Genomic DNA, 22,169 nt, shown 5'->3' on the forward strand with positions numbered 1-22,169 from the left:
CGGGTCGCCGCCGTTAGGTCTGGGGCGTGAGATCCAGTGAGGTGATCGTCGTCATCCTGGTGACCAGCCATCGCGCATGGTCGCGTTTCATGACCAGCCGATAAGACAAGTATTTCAGCGACGGCATCTCTTTGGTGGCCGGAGTGGTAGATGTGGTGTTGGTGTAGACGATGGCGGTGGCATCCGGGCCGTTCAGTGATTCCACTGCCGCCCCGGTGATTTCCGTGCTGTTGGTGACCTTCGCCTGTTTGTTGGGCGCTGCGATCGCATCGATGAACTTGCGGTACTCGGCCTCGAAATCGCCGCTGAGATATTTCGCCGACCGGTCGGCGAGCGTATCCATATTTTCCGGTGTGTAGGTCCACAGCGTTGTGATGGCGTTGGCCGCGGTCCGCGCGATCTGCAGCTTGGTGTTCACGGTGGCGCGATCGGCCAGGTACGGCTGCACCATCGCCGCTGCGAAAGCCGTGGCGCCGACGAACAATGCGGCCGCGACGGCAACCGCGATGACCAGCCGCCTGCCGGCCGATCGCCCTGCCGGCACGCCGGGGTCGTCTTCGGCAGTGTCAGCGCCGATCTCGTCGTCTGCGACCGAGTCGATCGTGGAGTCGTCCTCGGGCACTTCCGGTTCGGTCTGCTCGACTTCGGTTTCGGCAGAATCGGTTTCGACGGTCGCGTCGTCCCCCGATCCGTTATCGGGGCTTTCGTCAGTCAGATCACTTGCTGGAGGCTGCTGATCTTCCACTGGTGGCCTTCCCGCTGAGCGGTTAACACCCAACGATTTGTGCTTTCGATTGTTTGCTTTCGGTCGGGAGACTTGTATGTGACTTCGGTTGCCACCAGCACGTTTGCGCTGCCGTCGTCGTTCCACCTTTCCACCCCGGCGTCGAGCGCGGTGCCCTTGGTCGGCTCAGCTTGCGCGACGTTGAGGATGACCTCATTCACCTTGTCCCGGTACTGCCGAGAGAAATCGCCGGTGGCCTGCGCTAGCAATCGGTCTACATAGTCGTTGGCGTGAAACGGATCCAGCGTCGTGAAGGCCGTCATGAACGATCGAGCGAAGCCGAGAACGTCGACTTCCTTCATCGCCTGTTCGTGATGCGATCTCTGATCGACCAGAACGAGAGAGGACGTCGTGATCGCCCCGGCCGTCAGCAGCGTGGCGCCGGCCACGGCCGAGGGCACTGCCCAACTCCGCGAAGGTTTCCACCACTGCCGCGGCGGCTTCCACCGGAGCGGCAACCTCGACCACAGCGTTGACTTCGGCGGCAGCTCAATGAGGAGCGGCTCCTCGCCGGGCTGAATTCGGCGCCGCGGGCTCATTTTTCACCTCTAGGCGGTTTGGGTTTCGTCACGACGGTCAGGTCGTCGACGAGCCAACGCCCGCCCGCGACCTTGACGAAAGAAACCCGAACGGTGGCAGTGATCATGCGTTCCTCATTGCCGCCGCCGCGGTGACCCTGCAGAAACAGCAGCATCCTCGCCCGATCCGGTGCCGCAGAAAGAACTGCGCTGTTGGTCACCCAATACTCGTTGAGGAGGGGGTGGCCCCTTTCCACTGAGTCCTGCTGTGGGACCAACTGCGCCCGGTATTTTTCGGTCGTCAATGATTGCGCCCGGGCGAAATCCTGGTGCAGCGATTTCGGATCGTAGGTCAGCATCTCGGAGACGATCTTCGGTCCCTGTGCCTGGATCGCAGCACGTGTCTGGTCGCACCGTCGATCCTGCAGGTAGACCACCGTTAAGCTCAACGCGGCCCCGCCGACACACAGCAACGCCGCGGTCGAAACGACGATTGCGATGAGCCGGCGGATATTGTCGGGCCGCTGATCAGGCTCGACGCGACGGACCTCGGTGTCAAGCAGCAAATCGGCGAAGGTACGCCGGCGCGCATCCCACAGCGGCCACAGCCACCCCACAAATAGCGAGGTGGTGTCCAGCAGGTGGGCGAGGTCTCTCAACAACAGCCGGCCCAGTCCCGCGGAGCTCCCATCGGGACGAACGACCACGATCCCCATCAGGGCACGACCCAGGCTCCAACCGCGGTTGGCCGGCCACACCACCCGGTTAATCAGGGTCAGCAGGATCACGGTCGCCAAGAGATAAACGCATAGCCACCACCACGTGCTCTGCAGCGGCACAGAAAACCAGAACAACAACATCGTCGCTATCACGGCAACGCTGGGCAGCACATCAACGACGAACGCAGCCGCCCGGATGTGCCAGCGTGCCAGGTTATTCGGCGCTGCCGCTTCGACTTCCGGTGTGGTCTCGGTCTGCTCGACCAGCGCCGTCACTTCGCCACCTGGTCAATGCTGGCAATCCGGTATTGGCCGTCAGCGGGTGCCATCTTCACCCGCAATCGGTATCCGACTTCTCGGTCTTGCGATTGACTGTTGGACACCTTGACGCGGAATGCCACCAGCACATCGACCGAACCGTCGTTGTTGTTGCGCTCCGCCCCCGCACGCATATCGGACACCTGGGTGCGAACGTTGGCAACCTGATACGCCTGGACGAACAAGCTGCTATACAGCACCGCCTGGGCACGGAAACTTCCCGTGCTGCAATCGATGATCTTCTGAGCGCCAGCGGTCATCGCCTCGACGTCGGGTGCCTGGGTAGCCACGACACAATCCTTCGCGGCGCGTACTGCGTCCGCGTCGTGGCGCGCGATGGCTTGACTCTCTTGGTTGGCGCGCAGCGCGAAATAGCCACCGGTACCGACACCGCCGGCCAGTACGAGAAGCGCCGCGGTAATGCCGATCAACCACCCACGGCCCAGGCGCGAGGGGTTCCGCTCAACAACGGGGGTGTTCGGCCCTTCGGATAGGTCCTCGGCTTCCGTACCGGCGTCTAAGTCGACTTCAGCCTCGGACACATCCTCGGCTTCCGTCTCTGTGTCTAAGTCGACTTCAGCCTCGGATACATCCTCGGCTTCCGTCTCCACGAGACCCTCGGCGGTTGTCTCGGTGCTGGTCTCCTCGGCCGTCACTTCCGAAGACGACGAATCGTCGGCATCGGCGGGGTTCAGCCGGCTGGCGCCAGCATCTCCTTCCATCCGTCGTCTCCTGTGTGGCTCGAGTTATCGACGGAGTATTTCAATCCGTCGGGGCCGGTAACCTGACCGCTCTGCGGACTATAGACCGCAGTGGGAGGCCCGCCTGGAGTGTAGATGCACGGGTTCGGCTGCTGCCCGTTGCACTGGACCGTACCCGAGCCCGGCCGCTGCAGCGGATCGCTCTTCGGCGGCGGCGTCAATCCTTCCGGTGGCAGCCGATTGGCGGGCATCGGGTTCAGGCCGTTGTTGATCGACGGCGCCGGTATCACGTGGCCGGGGTCTACCGGCTGATCACAGCGAGCACCGGGCGCGGGGCAGTTGAGGATCTGGTTCGGGTCGCCGTACCACGGGTTGGTGCCGAGCGGAACGTACGGTTTGCCGCTGCGACATTCCTTCGGCGTTGCCGCTCTCTTACCCGGGACGTCGACGCATGGAATGTTGCGTGCCCCGCGCACCACGTTGGCAGGGGTGTCCTGGGGGATCTTGCAGTACGCACCTTCCGGCAAAGGGATCAAGCTGGTGTCCGCCGGGGACCGCCACTCGGCGGCCGAGGGCCACCCGGTCAAACATGGCGGCGGGTACATGCCGAGCGGCCCGAGATCCAGTACAGCCTTGTGATCTTTCTGGTACGGCGCGGCAATCGTCTGGACGATCGAACCCGCCTGCGGCAACACCACCAGCACCTCCTCGACGCCGGCGTTGTAGCGCTTGAGCATGTCGATCACGACCGCGAGATTGGCCAGGGTCTCCGGGAGGGAGTCCCGGAGGCCGGAGAACACCGAGTTGAGGTCATCGGCGGTCGGCGCGGCCTTCGACAGCAGGTCTTTGAGGTTCTGGTCCTGTCCCGCGGCCTGTGCGCCCAAGACGTTCAAGTTGCGCGCCCAATGTTCGATCGCACTGCTGGAGTCGGCCTGGCTGTCCAGGATCGGCGCGGAGTTCTGGATGATGTCATCGACGTCGTGGAGGTTCGTTTTGAAATCGCCGGCGATCGCCTGAGTGGAGTCGACCAGCCGCTGCAACGCCGGCCCCAACCCGCCGACCGACTTAGCGGTCTCGTCGAGCAATAGACTGATCTTCTCCTTGGGCAACACTTCCAACCCCCGGTTGGCCGTGTCCAGCGCCGGTCCGATCTGGCTGGGCACCGTCCCCGTGGTGATGGTCTGGCCGGGCGAGAAGAACTTGCCCGGGTTGCCCACTGACACCAGGTCCAGGTACTGCTCACCGACCGCGGACACCGAATGCACGTTCGCCGACGCATCGGCCGGGATCTTGTAGCGGCTATCGATACTCATCGTCGCCTGCGCGCCCTTTTCGGTCGGCTCGACGTCGGTGATCTTGCCGATGGTGATACCGCGATAGGTCACGTTGGCCGTCGGGTACAAACCACCCGACGACGGCAGATCGGCCTTCAACTGGTACTGGCCGATGCCCATCAAGGTCGGAACGCGCAAGTAATACCAGCCCAGCACAAGAAGCGCGACCGTCGTGATGATGCTGAAAAGGATCAGCTGGCGTTTGATGAAACGGGTCAGCATGTCGCCCTCTCCACCAGTGGTCCGCCTGGAGCGTCGTTGGGGTTCGGCGTGTAGCGGACGTCGGGGATCATCGTTTCGGGATCGCGGCCATACGACTGCTCAAGCGCCCGCAACGCGCCCGACAGCCCGGTCCCGGTAAGGAACGCGTTGTCGACGGTCGACAACGTCGTGTCTAGATTCAGCGACGAGTTCATGAAGTCGCCTCGAATCAGCTTCGGAGCGGTATCGATGTCGAACGGGATGGTGCCAAGGATCTTCAGCGTGCCCAGCAGATAAGGCGCAGCGCGGACGAGTTCCTTCAACGGGCACTGCAGTTGCTCCAGGTTCGAATGGAGCGGTCCCCGCGTTTCGGACAGGTATTTGTCGGCGCCTTGGCTGAGCCGGCCCAGCGCATTGGTGGCGTCGATCAGGAGTTGTTGCTTCTCGGCGAAATGCTTGATCAACGGCGGGAAGTCGGTCAGCACCCGATCCAGGACGTCCGACCGGTTGGCCACATATGCCAGCAGCCGGTTGGTGGAATCGATGGCGTGGGTGATGTCGTCGCGTTGTTGGTTGAGCTCGGCGGTGAAGGTGTCCAACTTGCCCAGGAACGCGCGGATTTGGGGCCCTCGGCCGGCCAGGATGTTGTTGACTTCGTTCTGGATCACCTCGAGGTTCGAGATGCCTCCGCCGCGCAGAATCATTGCCAGACCGGCCAGCGTGCGCTCGATGGTCGGATAGGCCGCGGAGTTCTTCAGCGGGATGGTGTCGCCATCCTTCAGTAGTTGCGGCGATGGGTCTTGCGGCGCGGCCAACTCAATGTGCTGAGACCCCAGCAGGCTGGTCTGCCCGATCTTGGCGGTGGCGTTCTTCGGCAGCTTGACGCTCTTGTCCATGCCCAAGGTCAGCGTGGCGATCCAGTTCTTGAGCTGGATGTCTCGGATCGTGCCGACGAAAACGTCGGCCACCATCACCTTGCTGTTGCCGTTGATCGCCAGCGTGTCCGGCATCTGCACGTAGATGGTGTAGGAGCCGGATCCGGTGCCCGGGCCGCCGGGAATCTCCACGTTCGAGATGCCCCGCCACCCGCATGAGCTCAACATCAACGCAGCCACCAGCAAAGCCAGCACCTGCCAGGCCCGGCGGCGGGCCAGGCGCAGCACCCTCGCCGCGCTCACTGGCCCGGTCCTGTCGATCCGGCCGATTCAGCGGGCAGCGGCGGCCCAGCGGGCGCCGGCCCAGGAGGCGGCCCGGCGACCGGCGCCGGCGTCGGGGCGACCGGACCCGGGATCACCTCTGGTCCTGGCGGTGGCGGCGGTATCGGCGCCGGGTGGCCCGGCACGCCGACGAACGGCAGCGGACCGGGCTCCTCGTTGTACGCATTCGGCGGTCCCGGCGGTGTCTGCAGGTTGGATTGAACCGGTGCGATGTCCGGCCCGCCCATGAGTTCGGCAAGCGAATCTGGGGTCAGCAAGCCTTCGGTGATCGGGCCCACCTTGACGCCCTGCATACCCGGCGCGGTAATCCAGCCATGCTGAGTGTTGCGGTGTGACAACGGTGTATCGGGCACCCAGATCCCGGGAACCGTGGTGTCCTTATAACCCGGTGGGGGCTGCAGCCGTGGCTCGGAGTAGCCGATCTCCTTCGGCAACGTCGTGGCGGTCATGAACAGGTTCAACCCGATCGGCGTGTAGTTGAACTTGATCGCGTCGAGAATCGGTGCGAGGTACTGCGCACAGAGTTCGGCGGATTCTTGATAGCCCAGTCGGGCGGAGGCCTGGATCGAGCTGCAAACCAACTGCATCGGGTTCGCGAAGCCTATGTCGCCCAGCAGTGACACCGGCTGACCGAGGACAGCACCGATCGCCGGATGGTAGATCTGATTGAGATTGGACAACGCGGTCGGCGCCACGTGCAGGACGGTTTCCAAACCGTTCAGCGGCTCGGGCTGGAGCAGCGTGTTGGTCGCATTGGCGAGGTTGTCGATGTCGTGCGTAAGCACCTCGCGGTTTTTGGCGAGGAACGGGCGAAGCGTCGTGACCAAACCGTCGAACTGCTGTATGGCGTTGGACAGGTCATGGTCGGAGCCGGTCAAGCTGTTGGTGAACTGGACCAGATTCTTGTTGAGCGCGACGAACTTTCGGTCGTCCTGGTGCAGCGCGTTGACGAACAGCGCCAGGCTGCGCACCACGGCGAAGAAGTCGCCGCGGCCCTGGTTGAGCGCGGTCAACGACCGCGAGAGGCTGTCGAGCGTGGTGTTGATCTGCTGACCTTTACCGGCCAGCCCGTCGGCGAACGATTCGATGACCTCGCCGAAGGGTCCCCTGGGCTGCTCCTTGCTGGGGCCGAGTTTGGAGATGATATTGGTGACCGTGTTGCGCAGCTGGTCCCACTCGGTGGGTACCTGGGTGCGCTCTTCCGGGATCACCGCGTTGTCGGCCAGCACCGGACCACCCTTATAGGGCGGATCTAACTGGATGAATCGCGACGCCACCAGCGTGGGGTTCAGGATCGACGCGGAGGCGTTGGCAGGCACCTTGTATTTGTTGCTGTAGTGGAAGGTCACCTTCATCTTGTCGCCGGCCGGCTCGATCTTGTCGATCGCGCCCACGGGCACGCCCATGATCCGGACATCGTCACCGGAATAGAGTGCGTTGGCTTCCGGGAAGTACGCGACCACCGAGTTGTTGGTCAGCTTCTTGTAGAGCTGAATCCCCACGAGTGCCGCCACCAGGGCGAGCGCAACCGCGAGCGCGCCGATGATGATCGATGCCCGGGAGACCCTCGGCAGTCGCAGGTTGCGGATATCAAAGATGGTGCTCAACCTTGATTACCTCCCAAGCTTCCTCCCCCTCCGCCTGGCTGGCTGTTTCCTCCTTGGCCCGGCGGGATGAACTGAGCCGGAAGCTGGTTTCCAGGCCCCGGCGGCGCAGCCGGCCCGGGGGGTAGCCCCGGCGCGAACGCCGACGGTGGCGGGGTCGGCCCAGCCGGCCCTAACGGTTCGCTGCGCGCCCCAAACGGTCCCGGCGCGATCGGTACCGGTGTGCCCGGAACGTCCGGGGGCGCAATTCCCGGCCGCCCGGCGATCGGGATCCCCGGTGTCGGGGGCAAACCGTTCGGGTTCGGCGGTGACGACATGACATCGGGCAACGATGGGTAAGGACCGTTGGGCCCGAACGGACCCTGCCCTTGGTTGACGCCCGCACAGGGCATCGGGTTGCCCGGACGCGGCAGCAGCTCCGGCGGCGGTGCATACGAGCACGGCGACCCAGGCGCCACGGCCGGTCCCGGATGATCCGGGGTGCCTTCCAGCACCGGTGGCGCCGGAGGCGGCGCGCCGTTGGGGAATCGGGTGCCGTTGGGGTCGGGGAACCGGAACGCCGGCAATCCCGCGCTGCGCCAGAAGTCCTCCGGGTTGAGGCCGCGCTTCTTGAATGCCGCATCCACCCACGGCTGCAAGACCCAGTAGGGCGTCAGCAACCAGTTGGCCAGCGACACCTTGAAGTACGGCCCCGACGCGACAGTTTCGTTGAAGGCGCCGATGGTCTTACCGAGCATGGTGACCGCGTTCGCCAGGTCGTCCTTGCGCGCGACCAGCAAGTCGCTGATTGTGCGCAGCTGCTCCAGCACATGGTTCAGGTTGGGGTTGTCGTTGATGACCCCCTGCAGCTGGGCTGAGAGGGCGGACACGTTGCCCAGCAGCGCACTGATAGCCCGGCTGCGTTCGTTGAACGCGGCCAGCAGCGTGTCCGAGTTCACCAACAGGTGGTCGACCTGTTCGCTGCGGTTACCCAGCACGCTGGCCACCTGGTTGGCCTGCGCCAGCAGATGCGTGATCTGCTCATCGCGCTTGCCGATGGTGTCGGAGAACTTGGCCACCCCGTCGAGCGCCGCACTCAGATGCGGATAGGTCTCGTCGACGGTCTGCGACAACACATGCAACGACTGTTTGACGGTGTCGATATTCCAGCCGGAGGCGGCCTTGCTGACATCGAAAAACGCGTCGTAAATCTGATACGGGGTGGTGCTTTGACCCACCGGCAACGTGCCGTTGGGACGTAGCGTCTGGCTGCCCCGCGGCTCGATCTCGAGCACCTTTTTGCCCAGGATGGTGTCGGTCTTGATCGCCAACCGGCTCTCGCTGCCGATGGTGTTGGAGCCGGTCGAGAACTTCATCACGACGTGATCGCCGTCGATCTTGATCCCCTCCACGTCCCCGACACTCACGCCGGCAATACGCACCTTGTCACCCTTGCTCAATCCGCCTGCGTCGGTGAACTGGCCGTAATAAACCGGCTTGGCGAACAACATCGGCACGCTCGTGATGGTTTGGCCCACACCGACGACCAGCAACGTCACCACCAGGCCCATCAGGCCGATGCGTTTGCGGTTGGCGGGTTCCAGAGTTCTCATTGCGGCGTGCACCTACCCGACGGCTGCTGCCAGATCTTGACAATGCGGACCGGGCCGCCGGGCTGCAGCCCGTTGGTCTTGAGCGTGAGATCGCACAGGTAGAAGTTGACCCAGTCGCCGTAGCTGCCGACGGCGCGGCCCACTGTGTTCAACCCGGTCGGTGTCCGGTGCAGAAAATCGTCGTACTGGTCACGCCGATCGACGATCGCCTGCTGGATCGGATCGAGGTAGTTCAGGGTGTCGTGCAGCAGGGCGCGGTTGTCGGCCAGTAGGTCGGCCACCGTTCCGGACGCGTTGCTGATGTTGGCGGTGCTGGCAGCCAGCGAGTCGGCGTGGTTGTTCAGTCCGGTGATCAGTTTCTCGAAATTGTCGACCGTCTGGTCGAACTGCTGGCGGTGTCTGACGGTGGTGTCGAGCACGATGTTGAGGTTTTTGACCACCTCGCCGATCGCCTGGTCACGCTCGGCGATGTGTGAGGTCAGCTGCGCGGTCTGGTCGAGGATGTCGTTGATGGTGCCGCCTTCGCCCTGAAAGACGGTGACGAGGGCCGACGCGATGTTGTTGACCTTCTCCGGGTCCAGCGCCCGAAACAGCGGCTTGAAACCACCGATCAGGGCGTCGAGATCCAAGGCCGGCTCAGTGCGCGACATCGGGATGAATCCGCCGGGGGGGAGAACCCGATCCGAGCCCTCGCCCTCGCCGCGCTTCAGCTCGACGTAGCGGTCCCCGATCAGGTTGAAATAGCGGATCTGGGCGCTCGTGGACTGGTACAGCGGCACCGAGCGGTCGACGTCGAAGTCCACCCGCACTCGACGGCCGTTGTCGATCAGCTTCACCTCTTTGACCTTGCCGATCTCGACCCCAGAGGCGCGGACGAACTGGCCGTTTCGCAACCCGCTGGCATTGCTGAACTCCGCGGAGTAGCTGTTGGTCCGGTCGAAGCGCATCTGACCGAACACCACGACGATGAGCGCCGTGAAGAGGAGCAGCACCATCCCGATGATGCTGAGCTTGATCACAGTACCGGTGATTTTCATGGGTTGATCGTGTTGTCCCCCATTTGGCGGCCCCACACGTACTCGATTGCGTACGGTGAACCGGTATCGACGTGGTTGTACGGTGCCTCGCTGACGCCGGTGTCCATCACCAGATATGGCGCCGGCCATAGATCACGGGTGATCTTCTGCCAGCAGCCCGGCGCACCGCCCGGGCCACCGTGAGCATTGATCCGCGGCAGATTCTCGGGGTAGATATAGGGATTTGGCGAGCCACCGACGAGTCCGGCTAACCCAGCCAGTCCCTGCGTCGCCAAGGTGAGACCCAGCCCTGGAGCCGACGCGATCAGTCCCAACCCGGAGAGAAGTGCGACGTTGGTTCGCAGCTCGTAGCCGCCGAAGCCGCCGGTAAACGCGGCGACGTCCGGTTCGCTGTCGCTGATGTTGCGGATGGAGCAGAAAAGCTCTGGAGCGTAGGTGTGCAACAGGTGGGCACCAGGCTGCAGATCGGCGGCGCCACGTGCCAGGTACGGCCCGCCGCGATTGACGATGTCGGCGCCGGTGTTGGCGAAGCCGGTGGCCGCCAACAAGGCCTGATCCAGCTGGTTCTCCTGCTGGTGCACTGTGCGCGCCGTGGTGACCGCATTGTTGAGGAAGTCGAATAAATCGGGTGACGCGTTGGCATAGGTGTCGCCAAGCGTCGCTAACTGTTGAATGTCGTGGCGGATCGTTGGCATCCGTGGGTTGACATCGTCGAGGATGGCGCTGCCGTTGATGATCGACTGACCGAACTTGTCGCCTAACCCATTCAGCGCTTCTGCCGTCGCACTCAACGTCAGGTTCACCTTGACGGGGTCGACCTTCTCGGAGATCGATGTGAGCGTCTGGAAAAGAGTATTGATCTCCGTCGTCACATGCGTCGCGTCGATTACGTTGTGTGGCGTGATCCGTTGCGGCGTCGGATCTTTCGGCGAAGTGAATGACACATACTTACCGCCGAATACCGTGGTCGCCTCGAGTTTTGCATCCACGTTGGCCGGAATCAACTTCATGTAGCGCGGGTTTATGTCCAGGGTGAACTTCGCGGCCGGCCTGCCGTCGTGCTGCACCTCCGCGATGTTGGACACCCGGCCGATCTGCACCCCGTTGTAGGTGACTTTCGCGCCGGGATCCATCACCAGACCCGCCCGATCGGACAACATCGTCAGCTGTGTCTTCGGCGTGAAATCCCCGCTGTACTGCAGGTACACCAACCACAACACCAATGCGGCGGCCAACAAGACCACCACGCCGGCCACCCGGAAGGGCTCGAATGGCGGCTTGTTTACCTTTGCTTGCGGCGCTGTCATTCCGCTTACACCGTGAAGTTGAAGTTGGGATTGACGCCGTAGAGCGCCATTTCGGCCAGCAAGACAATGACATTCACCGAAACCAGTGAGAAGCGCATCGATCGTCCGACAGCCTCACCGACGCCGACGGGCCCGCCGCTGGCGTTGTAGCCGTAGTAGCAGTGGGTGAGCATCACAACCCCGGCCATGAGGATGACCTCGGCGAACGACCAGAAGACGTCGTTGGGGCGCAGGAATGTTCGGAAATAGTGCTCGTAGGTGCCGGAAGCCTGTCCATACACCACCGTCGTGATGACTTGCGGGGACAGGAACGACATGATCAAGCCCAATGAGTAGAGCGGGATGATCACCACCAGCCCGGCCACCGCCCGAGTCGAAACCAGGTACGCCATCGAGTTGATGCCCATGACTTCCAGCGCGTCGATCTCTTCGCTGATTCGCATGGCGCCCAGTTCGGCGGTGGCGCCGGCGCCGACCGTGGCCGCCAGCACGACGCCGGAGACGACGGGAGCAACCAGACGCACGTTAATCAGTGCGGCGACGAAGCCGAGCAGTGTCTGGAGTCCGATGTGGCCTAGTGACGCAAGGCCCTGGATGGCGACCAGCGAGCCGGACGACAGCGTCACGAAGGCGATGATCACCGCGGTGCCTCCGACGACAGCCATAGCACCGGTGCCCATGCCGACTTCGGCGATCAGCCGCAAAACTTCCTTGCGGTAGCGAGTCAGCGCCCAGAAAATATCGCGGCCGCCGACGAGCCCGAACCAGCCCAGCCGCCCGGCCTCGTCAAGCGGTCGGGCCGCGGTGGCACCGTAGCGACGAAGGTTCGCCGAGGCCCGCGGGAACCGCGTGCGAAGTACTTGAGTCGTACTCATCCCAAGGCCCCCGTTCCGAACCGCACACCGATGGTCGTCAGCACCACATTGACCGCGTAAAGCGCTACCACACACAGCACGACCGTCTCGTTCACGGCGGTGCCGAGACCCTTGGAACCGCCGCGCACCGTCAGCCCCCGGTAGCACCCGACCAGGCCGGCGATCAGTCCGAAAGTCAAAGCCTTAACCGTCGCGATGACCACTTCAGGCAGGCCGGTCAGCTGCGTCAGCGTGGCGAGGTAGGCGCCGCCGGACACGTTCTGCAGGTAGACCCCGAAAAGGTAGCCGCCGACCAGGCCGACCATGCTCACCAAAGCGTTGAGCAGCATCGCGACCAGGGCGCAGGCCAAAACCCGCGGCAGCACCAAGCGGTGGATGGGGTCGATGCCGAGCACCTCCATCGCGTCGATCTCCTCGCGGATGGTCCGCGCGCCCAAGTCGGCACAGATGGCGGTGGCCGCCGCGCCGGCGATCACCAGCACAGTCACGATCGGGCCGATCTGGGTGACCACAGCGATTCCGGCGCCCGCCCCCGAGATGTCGGCGGCGCCGAACTGGATCAGAAGGATGTTGAACGTGAAGATGAAAAGCACCGTGACGGGGATCGAGACCGCCATGGTTGGCAGGATCGCGACTCTGATGATGAACCAGCACTGCAGGATGAACTCGCGCCATTGAAACGGCGGGCGGAACAACGCCTTTCCGGTGAGGACACACATCCGGAAGAAGCCACCGATGAGGACCAGCGGGGGACCTAGCTGGTCGCGAACGTAATCCGTTAGCCGTGGCTGCGTCGTCGTCACCGGAGCCCCCCTAAGACGGAACCGCGTGACTCGCGGCGCTGCGGCGGATGATGTCGCACGCCTCCTCCTTGCCCCGTCCCTAGGTGTGTGACGTCCGTCTCCCTACTGGTAGGTAGTAAGACAGACCACAGGACTGTACCCGATGGGCTCACGGGCTTGCATAGCATCCGCGTTATTAGCCTTTCGTCAATTTGACCTGCGAGTTCTTCGTTATGTCAGCTTCACTCCACCCTTGTTGGATCTGTTGAGGCGTAAGCGCTTTGAGGGGCATCGGGAGCACCGTAGCGTGCCCGCAATTCGGTCTTCAGCACCTTCCCCGCGGGGTTGCGCGGCAGCGCGTCGACGATCTCCAGGCCCTTGGGGTGCTTGTAGCGCGCCAGTCGCTCGTTGAGGAACTCGTCGAGATCTTCGAGGCTGAGTTTGTTCTCCTGGCCGCTGGCCGCGACCGCCGCGATGGCGATCGGAACCTCCCCCCACTTCTGGTGTGGACGGCCGATGACGGCGACTTCGACGATCTCGGGGTGGCCGGCGAGGACGTTTTCGACTTCGGCGCAGTAGATGTTCTCTCCGCCGGAGATGATCATGTCCTTCTTGCGGTCGACCACCCAGACGTAACCGTCCTCGTCCATCCGGACCAGGTCACCGGAGTGGAACCAGCCGCCCTCGAACGCCTCGGCGGTGGCCGCCGGGTTGTTCCAGTAGCCACTCATCAATGTCGGCGCGCGATAGACGATTTCACCGACCTCGCCGACGGGCACGTCGTTCATGTTCTCGTCGACCACGCGGGCGGCCACCGTCGGAATCACCTTGCCGACCGAGCCGCGCTTTCTGATCGCGTCTTCGCCGAGCAACATGCAAGTGACCGGCGACATTTCTGTCTGGCCGAAGGCGGCCAGGATCTGCGTGCCGGGGAAGGTTTCCGACATCTGTCGCAGCAGCGTGTCCGATGCCGGCGCCGCACCCCACGACATCACCCGCAGTTTCACGTCGCGCGGATTAGCCTGCTGCGCATTGCATACCGCCTGCCACTGCGCGGGCACCAGAAAGATCCCGGTGACCTTCTCCGCGGCCAGCACGTCGAGCAGGTGCCCGGGGTCGAATGCGCCCAGCGGATGGATGACCGTGGGGATCCCGAGCAACATTCCGGGCAGCAGGTTGCCGACTCCGGCGATGTGGAAGAACGGGACGCCGATGAAGCCGACGTCGTCGACGTCGACGCCATGCGTATAAAGACCCGTCATCGTCTGGCCGGTCAGGTTGGTGTGGGTCAGCACGGCGCCCTTCGGCCGCCCGGTGGTGCCCGAGGTGTACATGATCAAGGCCGGCGAGTCGTCGGGGACATCCACCGATTCGGCTGGATCACCGGGCTCGTGCACCAGGTCCTCGTAGCCGAGCAGATCCTCGTCGGCAGCGTCGCCGGCGACCACGACGGTGTTCAGCACCGAGGTGATTTTGCGGGCACCGCGGCCCACGCCGGCCAGGACGGATTCAGTGATCATCACCCGGGCCTCGCAGTCGTCGACCAGGAAGGCGATCTCGGCCGGTGTCAGCCGGAAGTTGATCGGAACGGCAATGGCCCCGATCATGTTGGCCGCCAGCACCGACTCGACGAACTCAGTCCGGTTCAGCATCAGGATCATCACCCGGTCGCCAAAACCGACTCCTCGTCGGCTCAGGGCACCGGCCAGCGCGGCGACGCGACGGCGAAGCTCGGCCCAGGTGACGGTGCTGCCCAGGAATCGCAACGCCGGACCATCCGGCTGCATTAATGCGTGCCGTTCGAGTTGATTGACCCAGTTCTGCCGACGCGCCAGATACGGCTGCTGCGGAGCGCCGGCGCCATCATGAGGCTGGTAGGCCTGGTGGCCTGTCAACTCTGCGGTCAACTAGTCGATTCCTTTCTCGCCGCTACCTCTTGCCTCGAGTTGATATTTGATAAAACTTGGTGTTGTCTAGATCACATTATGGTCTTGGCGGCGCGAAGACAACCCCGGTGACTTTCCTGAGTTCACCTGCTTCTGCGCGGCTTTCCGCCCAACGCGAGTCCCGGTTGCCGCTGCGCCGCGCGCAGCTGTCCGACGAGGTCGCGGGTCATTTGCGGGCCGCCATCATGTCGGGCGCGCTGCGACCGGGGACGTTCATCCGGCTCGACGAAACCGCGGCCAAACTCGGCGTCAGCGTCACGCCGGTGCGCGAGGCCTTGCTGAAGTTGCGTGGCGAGGGCATGGTGCAACTCGAGCCGCACCGAGGCCACGTGGTCCTGGCACTGACCCGGCAGGACATCGACGACATCTTCTGGCTGCAGGCGACCATCGCCAAGGAGCTTGCCGCCACGGCGGCCCAGCACATCACCGATGCCGAGATCGACGATCTCGAAGGCGTCACCGAGGCGATGGCTGCCGCCGTTGCCGCCGCGGACACCGAGGCGATCGCGGCGACCGAGTTCGCATTTCACCGGGCCTTCAACCAGGCCGCGGGGCGAATCAAACTGGCCTGGTTCTTGCTGCACGTGGCCCGTTACATGCCGTTGATGGTCTACGCCGCCGATCCGGAATGGGGTGCGGCGGCCATCGAGAATCACCGCCAGTTGATCGCCGCGCTGCGCTGCCGCGACACCGCCGCGGTCGTCGAGCACACCCACTGGCAATTCACCGACGGCGCGCGCCGGCTCACCGAGACGCTGGACCACAGCGGGATCTGGGGCTAGACCTGATCGCCCGCTGACAACTCCTCGGCACGCTTCTTTACGTTTTCGGCGAGGTACTCCAAGACGTTGCCAACCAGCGTCTTGACCATTGGAGCGGGTATCGGCATCGACGGCTCCACGTCCATGTCGACCGTCAACAGCGATGTCGCCCCGGTCTCCACGACGCTGAACAACTGCTCCTGCTTTTTGAACAAATTGCCCTGCTGCATCACGGTCTGAATTTGATTCGGGTTCGGGTAGTAGACCGCTTGGATCAACGAGTCCTCGATCGCTTCATATTTAGCATCGAGCCGTAACTGGCTGGGACGTCCGTCGTCGTAGCGGGCCAGCACCCACAGTCCTTTTATCTCTTGGTTCCACTGCGGGTAGGACTCGAAGTCGGCGACGATGGCCAGAATCGAGGCCGCGTCGGCGGCAACCTCAACGGTCTTGCTCACAAACGGCATTGGCCGAGCATATCGAGGGCCGCGCGGCGCCCTAACCGACGCAGGCCGTCGACAGCAGCTCCCGGATGGCCTCCGGGATCGGTACTGGCCGGCGGCCGGTGCGATCAATATAGACGTGCACCCAGTGCCCGAGCGCCGCGATCTTCTGCTCTTCTGCGTCTTCTGGGGCGGCCGATCCTTCGGCCGCCCGGAAGATGCCGAGGCGATAGGTGACGCTGCTGCGCCCCAACCTGGTGATTGCCAGCCCGACGACCAGCCGTTCCGGGAAATGCAGTTCGGAGAAGTAGCGGCAGCCCGATTCGGCGACGATGCCCTGCGCCGCCATGGTGACCGGGTCGATGGCGACATTCGTGTTGATCCAGCCGTTGATCGCGGTGTCGAAAAGCTGGTAATAAACCGCATTGTTCAAGTGCCCGAACATGTCGTTGTCGGCCCATCGAGTGAGCACCGGCCAGAGCACCGGAAAGTCGCGGCTGGTGAGCCCGTCCGAGTCGGGCGGACCCGCAGAAAACGGAGTCATGGTGGTATTCGACCACGCGAGACTCGTTTGACTACCAGTAGCGCATGGCATGCCGAAACAGATCCGCCAGAACCGGTTTGCTCATCTCTCGCGGAGCGTTCTGTAACAGGCGCTGCTGAGGGTGGGCGCCCTCGGTCAGGGCGACCACGTCATCTTCGGTGTAGCCCACGCCACCGAGTCCATTCGGCATGCCCACCGCCCGCATGATGCGGATGAGTTCGTTGGCGAGCACCTCGCCCGCATCATTCGCGCTGGCGCCTTGGGTGTCGGCGCCGAGCAGCCGTGCGCCCTCCAAGTGCCGCTCCGGACTCGCCTCCGCTGTGAAGTGAAACGACGACGGTGCATTGAGGATGACGGCCATGCCATGCGGCACGAGCGGCTCGTTGGTCGGGTAGCCCGAGGGGCGGAAGTCACGTACCAGCCCCGCCACCGCGTAGGCCATGCCGTGTGGGGCGTGAACGCCCGCGTTGCCGAAGGCGATGCCGGCAAGCGTTGCAGCCCACATCATCTGCTCGCGGGCCTCGGTGTCGGCGGCGTCGTGCACCGCACGCTCCAAAAACTGCCCCAGCAGGCGCAGCGCCTCACGGCAGCCCAAATCGCTCCACGGGTTAGCACCCTGACTCATGGGCCGCAGGCTCGGCCGTTCGGGAGCGCGCCGCCGGACGTAGGGCCGCGCGGTGTAGGACTCCAAAGCATGCGACAGCACATCGAGTCCTGCCGCGGCGACGACCTCGGGGGGCAGACTCGCGGTGCAGTCGGGGTCGACGAGCGCTTCGGTGGGACGCAGCGCGTGCGACGCGATGCCCGTCTTCGCCTTCAACGACAGCAGGTCGAAGATCGTGATGCCGGTTACCTCGCTGCCGGTGCCCGCCGTGGTGGGGCATGCGATATGCGGCTTGAGCGGACCCGGTACGGGTTTGCCCTCGCCGATGGGCGCGTTGACGTAGGTCAGGAAGTCAGCGGGATAGGTGGCGTACAGATTGGCGGCCTTGCACGTGTCGATGACAGAGCCGCCACCCAGCGAGACGTAGCCATCCGGGTTCAACTCTTGCGCGAAACGGGCCCCGTCCCGGAAAGATTCATCGGTGGGCTCCACATGCACGTCGGAATAGGCGATTACGTCCAGTCCGGCCGCGACAAGCGAGTTGTGTGTCTTGGCGAAGATGGGCAGTTTGGCCACGCCGGCGTCGGTGAACAACGCCACCCGCCGCAGCCCGAGCGCGCGGGCTCTGTCTCCCACCTCCGCCAGGCAACCGCGCCCGAAGGTGACCCGCGACGCGTCGACAGTGAAGGCTCCGTCGCAGTCCTCTGCACCAATTGGGAGATCGCAGCACGCCATTCGTCCTCCTGAGCCGGTCGCGACGGCAATCTACCGCACGCGGCCAAAAGTGGCCGCGCAGTTACCGGCACCGCTCACGCACCGTCCCAAACGCGGCGGAGTGCGCGCCCCTGCAGGGCGAACAATTCCTCGGAAACCGACCAATCCGGCAGCAGCGAATCGAAGCCGTGGCAGGTGCGTGGAAACACGTGTAGCTCGGTGGAAACCCCGGCGCGAATCAGCCGTAGCGCATAGTCGAGCGCTTCGTCGCGAAACGGATCGATCTCCGCGCACGTGATCAAAGCAGTTGGCAGACCACCCAATCGGTCTCGCCGGGCCGGCACGGCGGCCGCTGAGCCAGCGTCGGGGCCCAGGTAATAACGCCACATCAGATCCGCTGCCTCGCCGTCGAATGCGGGGCTGGTGCAGAACTCGGCCTTCGACGCGGTTTCCCGATCGTCCAGCACCGGCTGGTGCAGAAGCTGGAAGACAACCGCCGGCAGTGAGCCGTCGGCGGCACCGTGACCCAGGCACGCCGCCAGGGTCGCACCGGCGCTGCTGCCCCCCACCGCCAAGCGCGCCGGGTCGACGCCCAATTCCGTCGCATTGGCCGTCACCCATCGCAGCACGGCACTCGCGTCGTCAAGGGCGGCCGGATATCGATGCTCCGGGGCCAGCCGGTAGTCGACCGACACCACGGTGCAGCGGCCGCGTCGGGCGAGCTCCACGCACTGCCGATGATCGGTGTCCAGGTTTCCCAGAGCGAAGCCGCCGGCGTGGCAGTAGACGATCGCCGGCGCCGAATCCGCTTCGGCGCCAGAGTAGAGGCGCACTGCCACGCCGCCGGATTCGGCCACCACGGTGTCCTCGACGATCCGCACGCCTTGCAGGTCAGTGTGTTCGGCGGCCTCCCGGCGGCGCTGGTTGAACGGTTCGCGCATGAGTTGAATCGAGTCGAGCGAAAAGTCGGTCCGCGCCGTGGCAATTACGCGCAGGGCGGGATCCAACCGCTCAAAGCCATCCAATCCGTCCGGTTCCGTCATCGAGTGCCCTGGTCCACGGCCATCGAGGCGTCGGGCACAGACTCGGCTCGGGCCTGAAAGGTGAAGTCAGCGGCCTTGAACCGCCGCGTCACCGGCGCCTTCATTGGATTTTCAGGCATTGGCCGCCATCGATGACGAGTTCCGAACCGGTGATGAAGGAAGCCTGGTCGGAGACCAGGAAGGCGACCGCGTCGGCTACCTCGGACGGCTGGCCGATCCGCCCGCTAACCGACGTTGCCGCCAGCCGCGTCTGGGTCTCGTCGTCGAGCATCGGGGTCGCGATCGGTCCGGGAAACACCGCGTTGACCCGAATGCCCACCGACGCAAGTTCAGCCGCGGCGGCCTGGGTCAGGCCGCGCAGCGCCCACTTGGACGAGCCGTATGCGATGTGGTTCGGGAACGGCCGGATCGCGCCGGTGCTGCAGGTGTTGACGATGGCGGCACCGGTCGCGGCGCCCAACCGATCGACCGTCGCCTTGATGCCCAGGAAGGCGCCCAGACAGTTGACCCGCCAAGCCTTTTCGAATCCTTCGATCGACTCGTCGGCGATCGAGGCGCGGTGCAGCACGCCGGCGTTGTTGACCAGGGTGCTCAACGATCCGAACTTCCCGACGGTGGTGGCAACCGCCTCCCGCCAGCCGGACGTCGACGTCACGTCGAGCGGAATCGCGATCACCGCGTCATCGCCGAGACCGTCGACCGCGGTGCCGAGTTCGGTGGCGCTGACGTCGCAGGCTGCAACAAAGAACCCGTCGGCGCGCAGCCGTTGGGTAATGGCCCAGCCCTGGCCGCGGGCGGCTCCGGTTACCAGAGCGACACGCTGGTCGGTCGTCACGATGTCGGGACCTCCGGGCGGTCACCGAGCCCCGTGCTGGTGATGAACCGGCATCGCCGGCGACGGAATCGCCACCGTCGGCCGTCGCGGCTCACCTCGTCGTCGAACAGCGCGGGCCGCAGCTGCAGCGTGCCGGCTTCGACGAGCAGCACCTGGGAGCGCGCGGTAGCCGTGTCGCCGATTATGTCGATGCTCGACACTCCGGTCAGGTGCAGGCCGCGCGGCGCGGACTCGAACATGGCGCGGATCTGGTCGCGTCCGCTGAATTCCCGGCCGAACACTACGAACTCGCCATCGTCGGTGAAGAGGTCTAGGCATCGGTCGATGTCGTCGGTGTCGAGAGCCAACGCATAGCAGGCCAACAGGTCGCGGATGGCACCGTCGTCATCGGCGCGATTGTCGGTCACTGGTAGCTACCCGCGGGTGGCCTGCCGGTGGGTGCATCGCGCGCGGTCGCTTCCTTCAGGCCTGCCGCGGCACCGCGCCGCAACGCCTGGGATTCCGACGCCAGGGTGATCATCTGAAAACCCAGTTGTGCCATCGCGTGACCGACTTTGCCATCCCCGGCATGGATGCCGGACACCAATCCGGCGGCGGACGCGGCGCGCTCGATGTCGGCGATCGCGTCCCGCACGGCCGACTGAGACGTTGCCTTGGTCACTTCGACGCCCATCGAGATCGCCAGATCGGCGGGTCCGACGTAGATCCCGGAAAGCCCAGGTACAGAGCATATTTCATTGACATCGGTAAGCGCCGCGGCGGTTTCGATCATGGCGAACACGCTGACGCGGGACTCCAGCGCGCCGGTGTCATAGCCCAGGCTGGCCCGCAGCGGGCCGAAGCTTCGCACACCGGCGGGCCGGTATCGGGTCGCGGCCACGGCGGCGGCTGCCTGCTCGGCCGATTCGATCATCGCGACGATGATGGCGTCGGCGCCCGCGTCGAGCACCCGCCCGATCGGCGCCGGGTCGACAGAGGGCAGCCGCACGGCCGTGCCGATCGGCACGTGTTCGAGGCGGCGCAGGATGTTGGCGATGTCGGCGTCGTCGAGGTAGCCGTGTTGGGCGTCAAAGCCCACATAGTCGTATCCGGCCCGGGCGAATTCCTCCGGCCCGATCGACGTCGGCCCGGTGATCCAGCCGCCCCACACGGGTTTTCCGCGGGCCAGCGCCCGCTGCAGGTGGCTTGCCGTCATGCCGCACCCGATTCGGTGATCGCGATTTTCACCCGTCCGGGCTCCGGCCGGCAGGCCAGTTCGAATGCGGCCTGAACGTCGTCGATGCCGAAAGTGTGAGTCAGATACGTTGCCAGCAGCCCGGGATGCTCAGCGGCGAATTTGCTGGCAAGGTCCAGCATCCGTCGACGATCAAGTGTCACACCGGATTTCAGCGTCAGGTTGTTGCGCAGCATTGTGCGCATGCTGATCGGATAGCTGTCGTCGTCGGTGACCCCGAAGTAGAAGACGGTGCCACCGGGACCGGCGGCTTCGATCGCGTGGTTGAGGGTCGCCACCTGATGACCGACGGCCTCGATCACGATGTCCGGCCGGTCCTCGCGAGCCAGCTGACTCACCCATCGGTCGCTGGTGGCCCGCACAGAAGTGTCGACGCCGAACTTTGCGGCGATGCCCGTGCGGTCGACCGGGTCGATACCGGTGACGTGCCGCGCGCCTGCCGCTTTGGCCGCCCACGAGAACAGCAGGCCGATGGAGCCCTGCCCGATGATGCCGACATGCCGGCCGTCGAGCGCGGGCAGCTGCTCGACGGCGTAGAGCACACAGGCCAACGGCTGCAAGCCGATGGCCTGCGCGGGGGTGAGCGCCGAATCGTATGGCGCCACCTGGTCTCCGTCGGTCACGACGCGCTCCATCAAACCGTCGAACGCTGACGCCCAGCCCACCACCCGATCACCGGGCCGATGCTCGGGATGGCGGCTGGCGATGACTTCCCCGACAACTTCATGGATCGGGAAGCCGTCCTTTTCGGGACCGCTGCGCCCGTCGTCGCCCGGAAGTGGGCCGCGCACACCGCGAAAGGCCGGCATGTCGCTGCCGCAGACCCCGGCGGCCAAGAACTTCAACAGCACCTGGCCGTCGCGCAGGCGGTCAGGTGTCTTCTCGGGGATCGATGTCCGCTCGAACAGGTACGGTGCGACGATCCGGTAGGACCACATCTCAGACCTCCACCGGCAGGCTGCTCCAGCCCCATTGAAAGCTGGACGGTGGCCGGAATGCGGACTCCTCGATGATCCGGTAGTCCGGCACTCGCCGCAGCCATTCTTCGACCATGAT

22 protein-coding genes are annotated in these 22,169 nt (G+C 64.5%); 1 reads left to right on the plus strand and 21 read right to left on the minus strand.

Going from position 1 to position 22,169, the window contains the following annotated elements; all coding sequences use genetic code 11:
* Positions 1 to 13: 13 nt before the first annotated feature.
* The 13 genes from VNW74_RS23035 to fadD5 form a co-directional block, all read right to left on the minus strand.
* Positions 14 to 745: a mammalian cell entry protein gene (locus tag VNW74_RS23035; protein WP_325681100.1), complete on the minus strand. Its 732-nt coding sequence runs from the start codon at positions 743 to 745 to the stop codon at positions 14 to 16.
* Positions 712 to 1,323, minus strand: a complete 612-nt coding sequence (locus VNW74_RS23040) for a mammalian cell entry protein (protein ID WP_325681102.1) — start codon at positions 1,321 to 1,323, stop codon at positions 712 to 714. Before VNW74_RS23040 ends, VNW74_RS23035 begins: the two co-directional genes overlap by 34 nt.
* Positions 1,320 to 2,297, minus strand: a complete 978-nt coding sequence (locus VNW74_RS23045; protein WP_325681104.1) for an RDD family protein — start codon at positions 2,295 to 2,297, stop codon at positions 1,320 to 1,322. The genes VNW74_RS23040 and VNW74_RS23045 overlap by 4 nt, the downstream gene beginning before the upstream one ends.
* Complete coding sequence (locus tag VNW74_RS23050; RefSeq protein WP_325681106.1) at positions 2,294 to 3,061, minus strand: Mce protein; 768 nt, start codon at positions 3,059 to 3,061, stop codon at positions 2,294 to 2,296. The genes VNW74_RS23045 and VNW74_RS23050 overlap by 4 nt, the downstream gene beginning before the upstream one ends.
* A complete protein-coding gene (locus tag VNW74_RS23055) occupies positions 3,031 to 4,596 on the minus strand; it encodes an MCE family protein (RefSeq protein ID WP_325681108.1) in 1,566 nt (521 codons plus the stop codon). The genes VNW74_RS23050 and VNW74_RS23055 overlap by 31 nt, the downstream gene beginning before the upstream one ends.
* Entirely contained in the window at positions 4,590 to 5,753 is a 1,164-nt protein-coding gene (locus tag VNW74_RS23060) for a virulence factor Mce family protein (protein WP_325681110.1), read from the minus strand. The genes VNW74_RS23055 and VNW74_RS23060 overlap by 7 nt, the downstream gene beginning before the upstream one ends.
* Positions 5,750 to 7,399: a virulence factor Mce family protein gene (locus VNW74_RS23065; protein ID WP_325681112.1), complete on the minus strand. Its 1,650-nt coding sequence runs from the start codon at positions 7,397 to 7,399 to the stop codon at positions 5,750 to 5,752. Before VNW74_RS23065 ends, VNW74_RS23060 begins: the two co-directional genes overlap by 4 nt.
* Positions 7,396 to 8,988: an MCE family protein gene (locus tag VNW74_RS23070; protein ID WP_325681114.1), complete on the minus strand. Its 1,593-nt coding sequence runs from the start codon at positions 8,986 to 8,988 to the stop codon at positions 7,396 to 7,398. The genes VNW74_RS23065 and VNW74_RS23070 overlap by 4 nt, the downstream gene beginning before the upstream one ends.
* Positions 8,985 to 10,025, minus strand: coding sequence for a virulence factor Mce family protein (locus VNW74_RS23075; RefSeq protein WP_325681116.1), 1,041 nt, complete (start codon positions 10,023 to 10,025; stop codon positions 8,985 to 8,987). The genes VNW74_RS23070 and VNW74_RS23075 overlap by 4 nt, the downstream gene beginning before the upstream one ends.
* A complete protein-coding gene (locus VNW74_RS23080) occupies positions 10,022 to 11,332 on the minus strand; it encodes an MCE family protein (protein ID WP_325681118.1) in 1,311 nt (436 codons plus the stop codon). The genes VNW74_RS23075 and VNW74_RS23080 overlap by 4 nt, the downstream gene beginning before the upstream one ends.
* Before the next feature lie 5 nt (positions 11,333 to 11,337).
* Positions 11,338 to 12,207, minus strand: coding sequence for an ABC transporter permease (locus tag VNW74_RS23085; RefSeq protein WP_325681120.1), 870 nt, complete (start codon positions 12,205 to 12,207; stop codon positions 11,338 to 11,340).
* A complete protein-coding gene (locus VNW74_RS23090; protein WP_325681122.1) occupies positions 12,204 to 13,010 on the minus strand; it encodes an ABC transporter permease in 807 nt (268 codons plus the stop codon). Before VNW74_RS23090 ends, VNW74_RS23085 begins: the two co-directional genes overlap by 4 nt.
* A 221-nt stretch (positions 13,011 to 13,231) precedes the next feature.
* Entirely contained in the window at positions 13,232 to 14,884 is a 1,653-nt protein-coding gene (fadD5, locus tag VNW74_RS23095) for a fatty-acid--CoA ligase FadD5 (RefSeq protein ID WP_325681144.1), read from the minus strand.
* 128 nt (positions 14,885 to 15,012) lie between these two features.
* Between fadD5 and VNW74_RS23100 the strand changes: the two genes are divergently transcribed.
* Positions 15,013 to 15,717 carry a GntR family transcriptional regulator gene (locus VNW74_RS23100; RefSeq protein ID WP_325681146.1) on the plus strand — a complete coding sequence of 235 codons (705 nt, stop codon included), beginning with the start codon at positions 15,013 to 15,015 and terminating at the stop codon, positions 15,715 to 15,717.
* Here the strand turns inward: VNW74_RS23100 and VNW74_RS23105 are convergent.
* From VNW74_RS23105 to VNW74_RS23140, 8 genes are all read right to left on the minus strand, one after another.
* Complete coding sequence (locus VNW74_RS23105; RefSeq protein WP_325681124.1) at positions 15,714 to 16,163, minus strand: SRPBCC family protein; 450 nt, start codon at positions 16,161 to 16,163, stop codon at positions 15,714 to 15,716. The two genes, VNW74_RS23100 and VNW74_RS23105, sit on opposite strands and share 4 nt — an antisense overlap.
* A 31-nt stretch (positions 16,164 to 16,194) precedes the next feature.
* Positions 16,195 to 16,683 (minus strand): thioesterase family protein, encoded by a 489-nt coding sequence (locus tag VNW74_RS23110; RefSeq protein WP_325681126.1) that lies wholly within the window; start codon positions 16,681 to 16,683, stop codon positions 16,195 to 16,197.
* Between the two features lie 31 nt (positions 16,684 to 16,714).
* A complete protein-coding gene (locus tag VNW74_RS23115; RefSeq protein WP_325681128.1) occupies positions 16,715 to 18,022 on the minus strand; it encodes a hydroxyacid-oxoacid transhydrogenase in 1,308 nt (435 codons plus the stop codon).
* Between the two features lie 74 nt (positions 18,023 to 18,096).
* Positions 18,097 to 19,044, minus strand: a complete 948-nt coding sequence (locus VNW74_RS23120) for an alpha/beta hydrolase (RefSeq protein WP_325681130.1) — start codon at positions 19,042 to 19,044, stop codon at positions 18,097 to 18,099.
* Positions 19,045 to 19,144: 100 nt separating this feature from the next.
* A complete protein-coding gene (locus tag VNW74_RS23125; protein WP_325681132.1) occupies positions 19,145 to 19,879 on the minus strand; it encodes an SDR family oxidoreductase in 735 nt (244 codons plus the stop codon).
* Positions 19,876 to 20,286, minus strand: coding sequence for a nuclear transport factor 2 family protein (locus VNW74_RS23130; RefSeq protein ID WP_325681134.1), 411 nt, complete (start codon positions 20,284 to 20,286; stop codon positions 19,876 to 19,878). Before VNW74_RS23130 ends, VNW74_RS23125 begins: the two co-directional genes overlap by 4 nt.
* Entirely contained in the window at positions 20,283 to 21,074 is a 792-nt protein-coding gene (locus VNW74_RS23135) for an HpcH/HpaI aldolase family protein (protein ID WP_325681136.1), read from the minus strand. Before VNW74_RS23135 ends, VNW74_RS23130 begins: the two co-directional genes overlap by 4 nt.
* Positions 21,071 to 22,051 (minus strand): zinc-binding dehydrogenase, encoded by a 981-nt coding sequence (locus VNW74_RS23140; protein ID WP_325681138.1) that lies wholly within the window; start codon positions 22,049 to 22,051, stop codon positions 21,071 to 21,073. The genes VNW74_RS23135 and VNW74_RS23140 overlap by 4 nt, the downstream gene beginning before the upstream one ends.
* Between the last annotated feature and the right edge of the window lie 118 nt (positions 22,052 to 22,169).

The organism is Mycobacterium sp. (assembly GCF_035570115.1).
Classification (GTDB): domain Bacteria; phylum Actinomycetota; class Actinomycetes; order Mycobacteriales; family Mycobacteriaceae; genus Mycobacterium.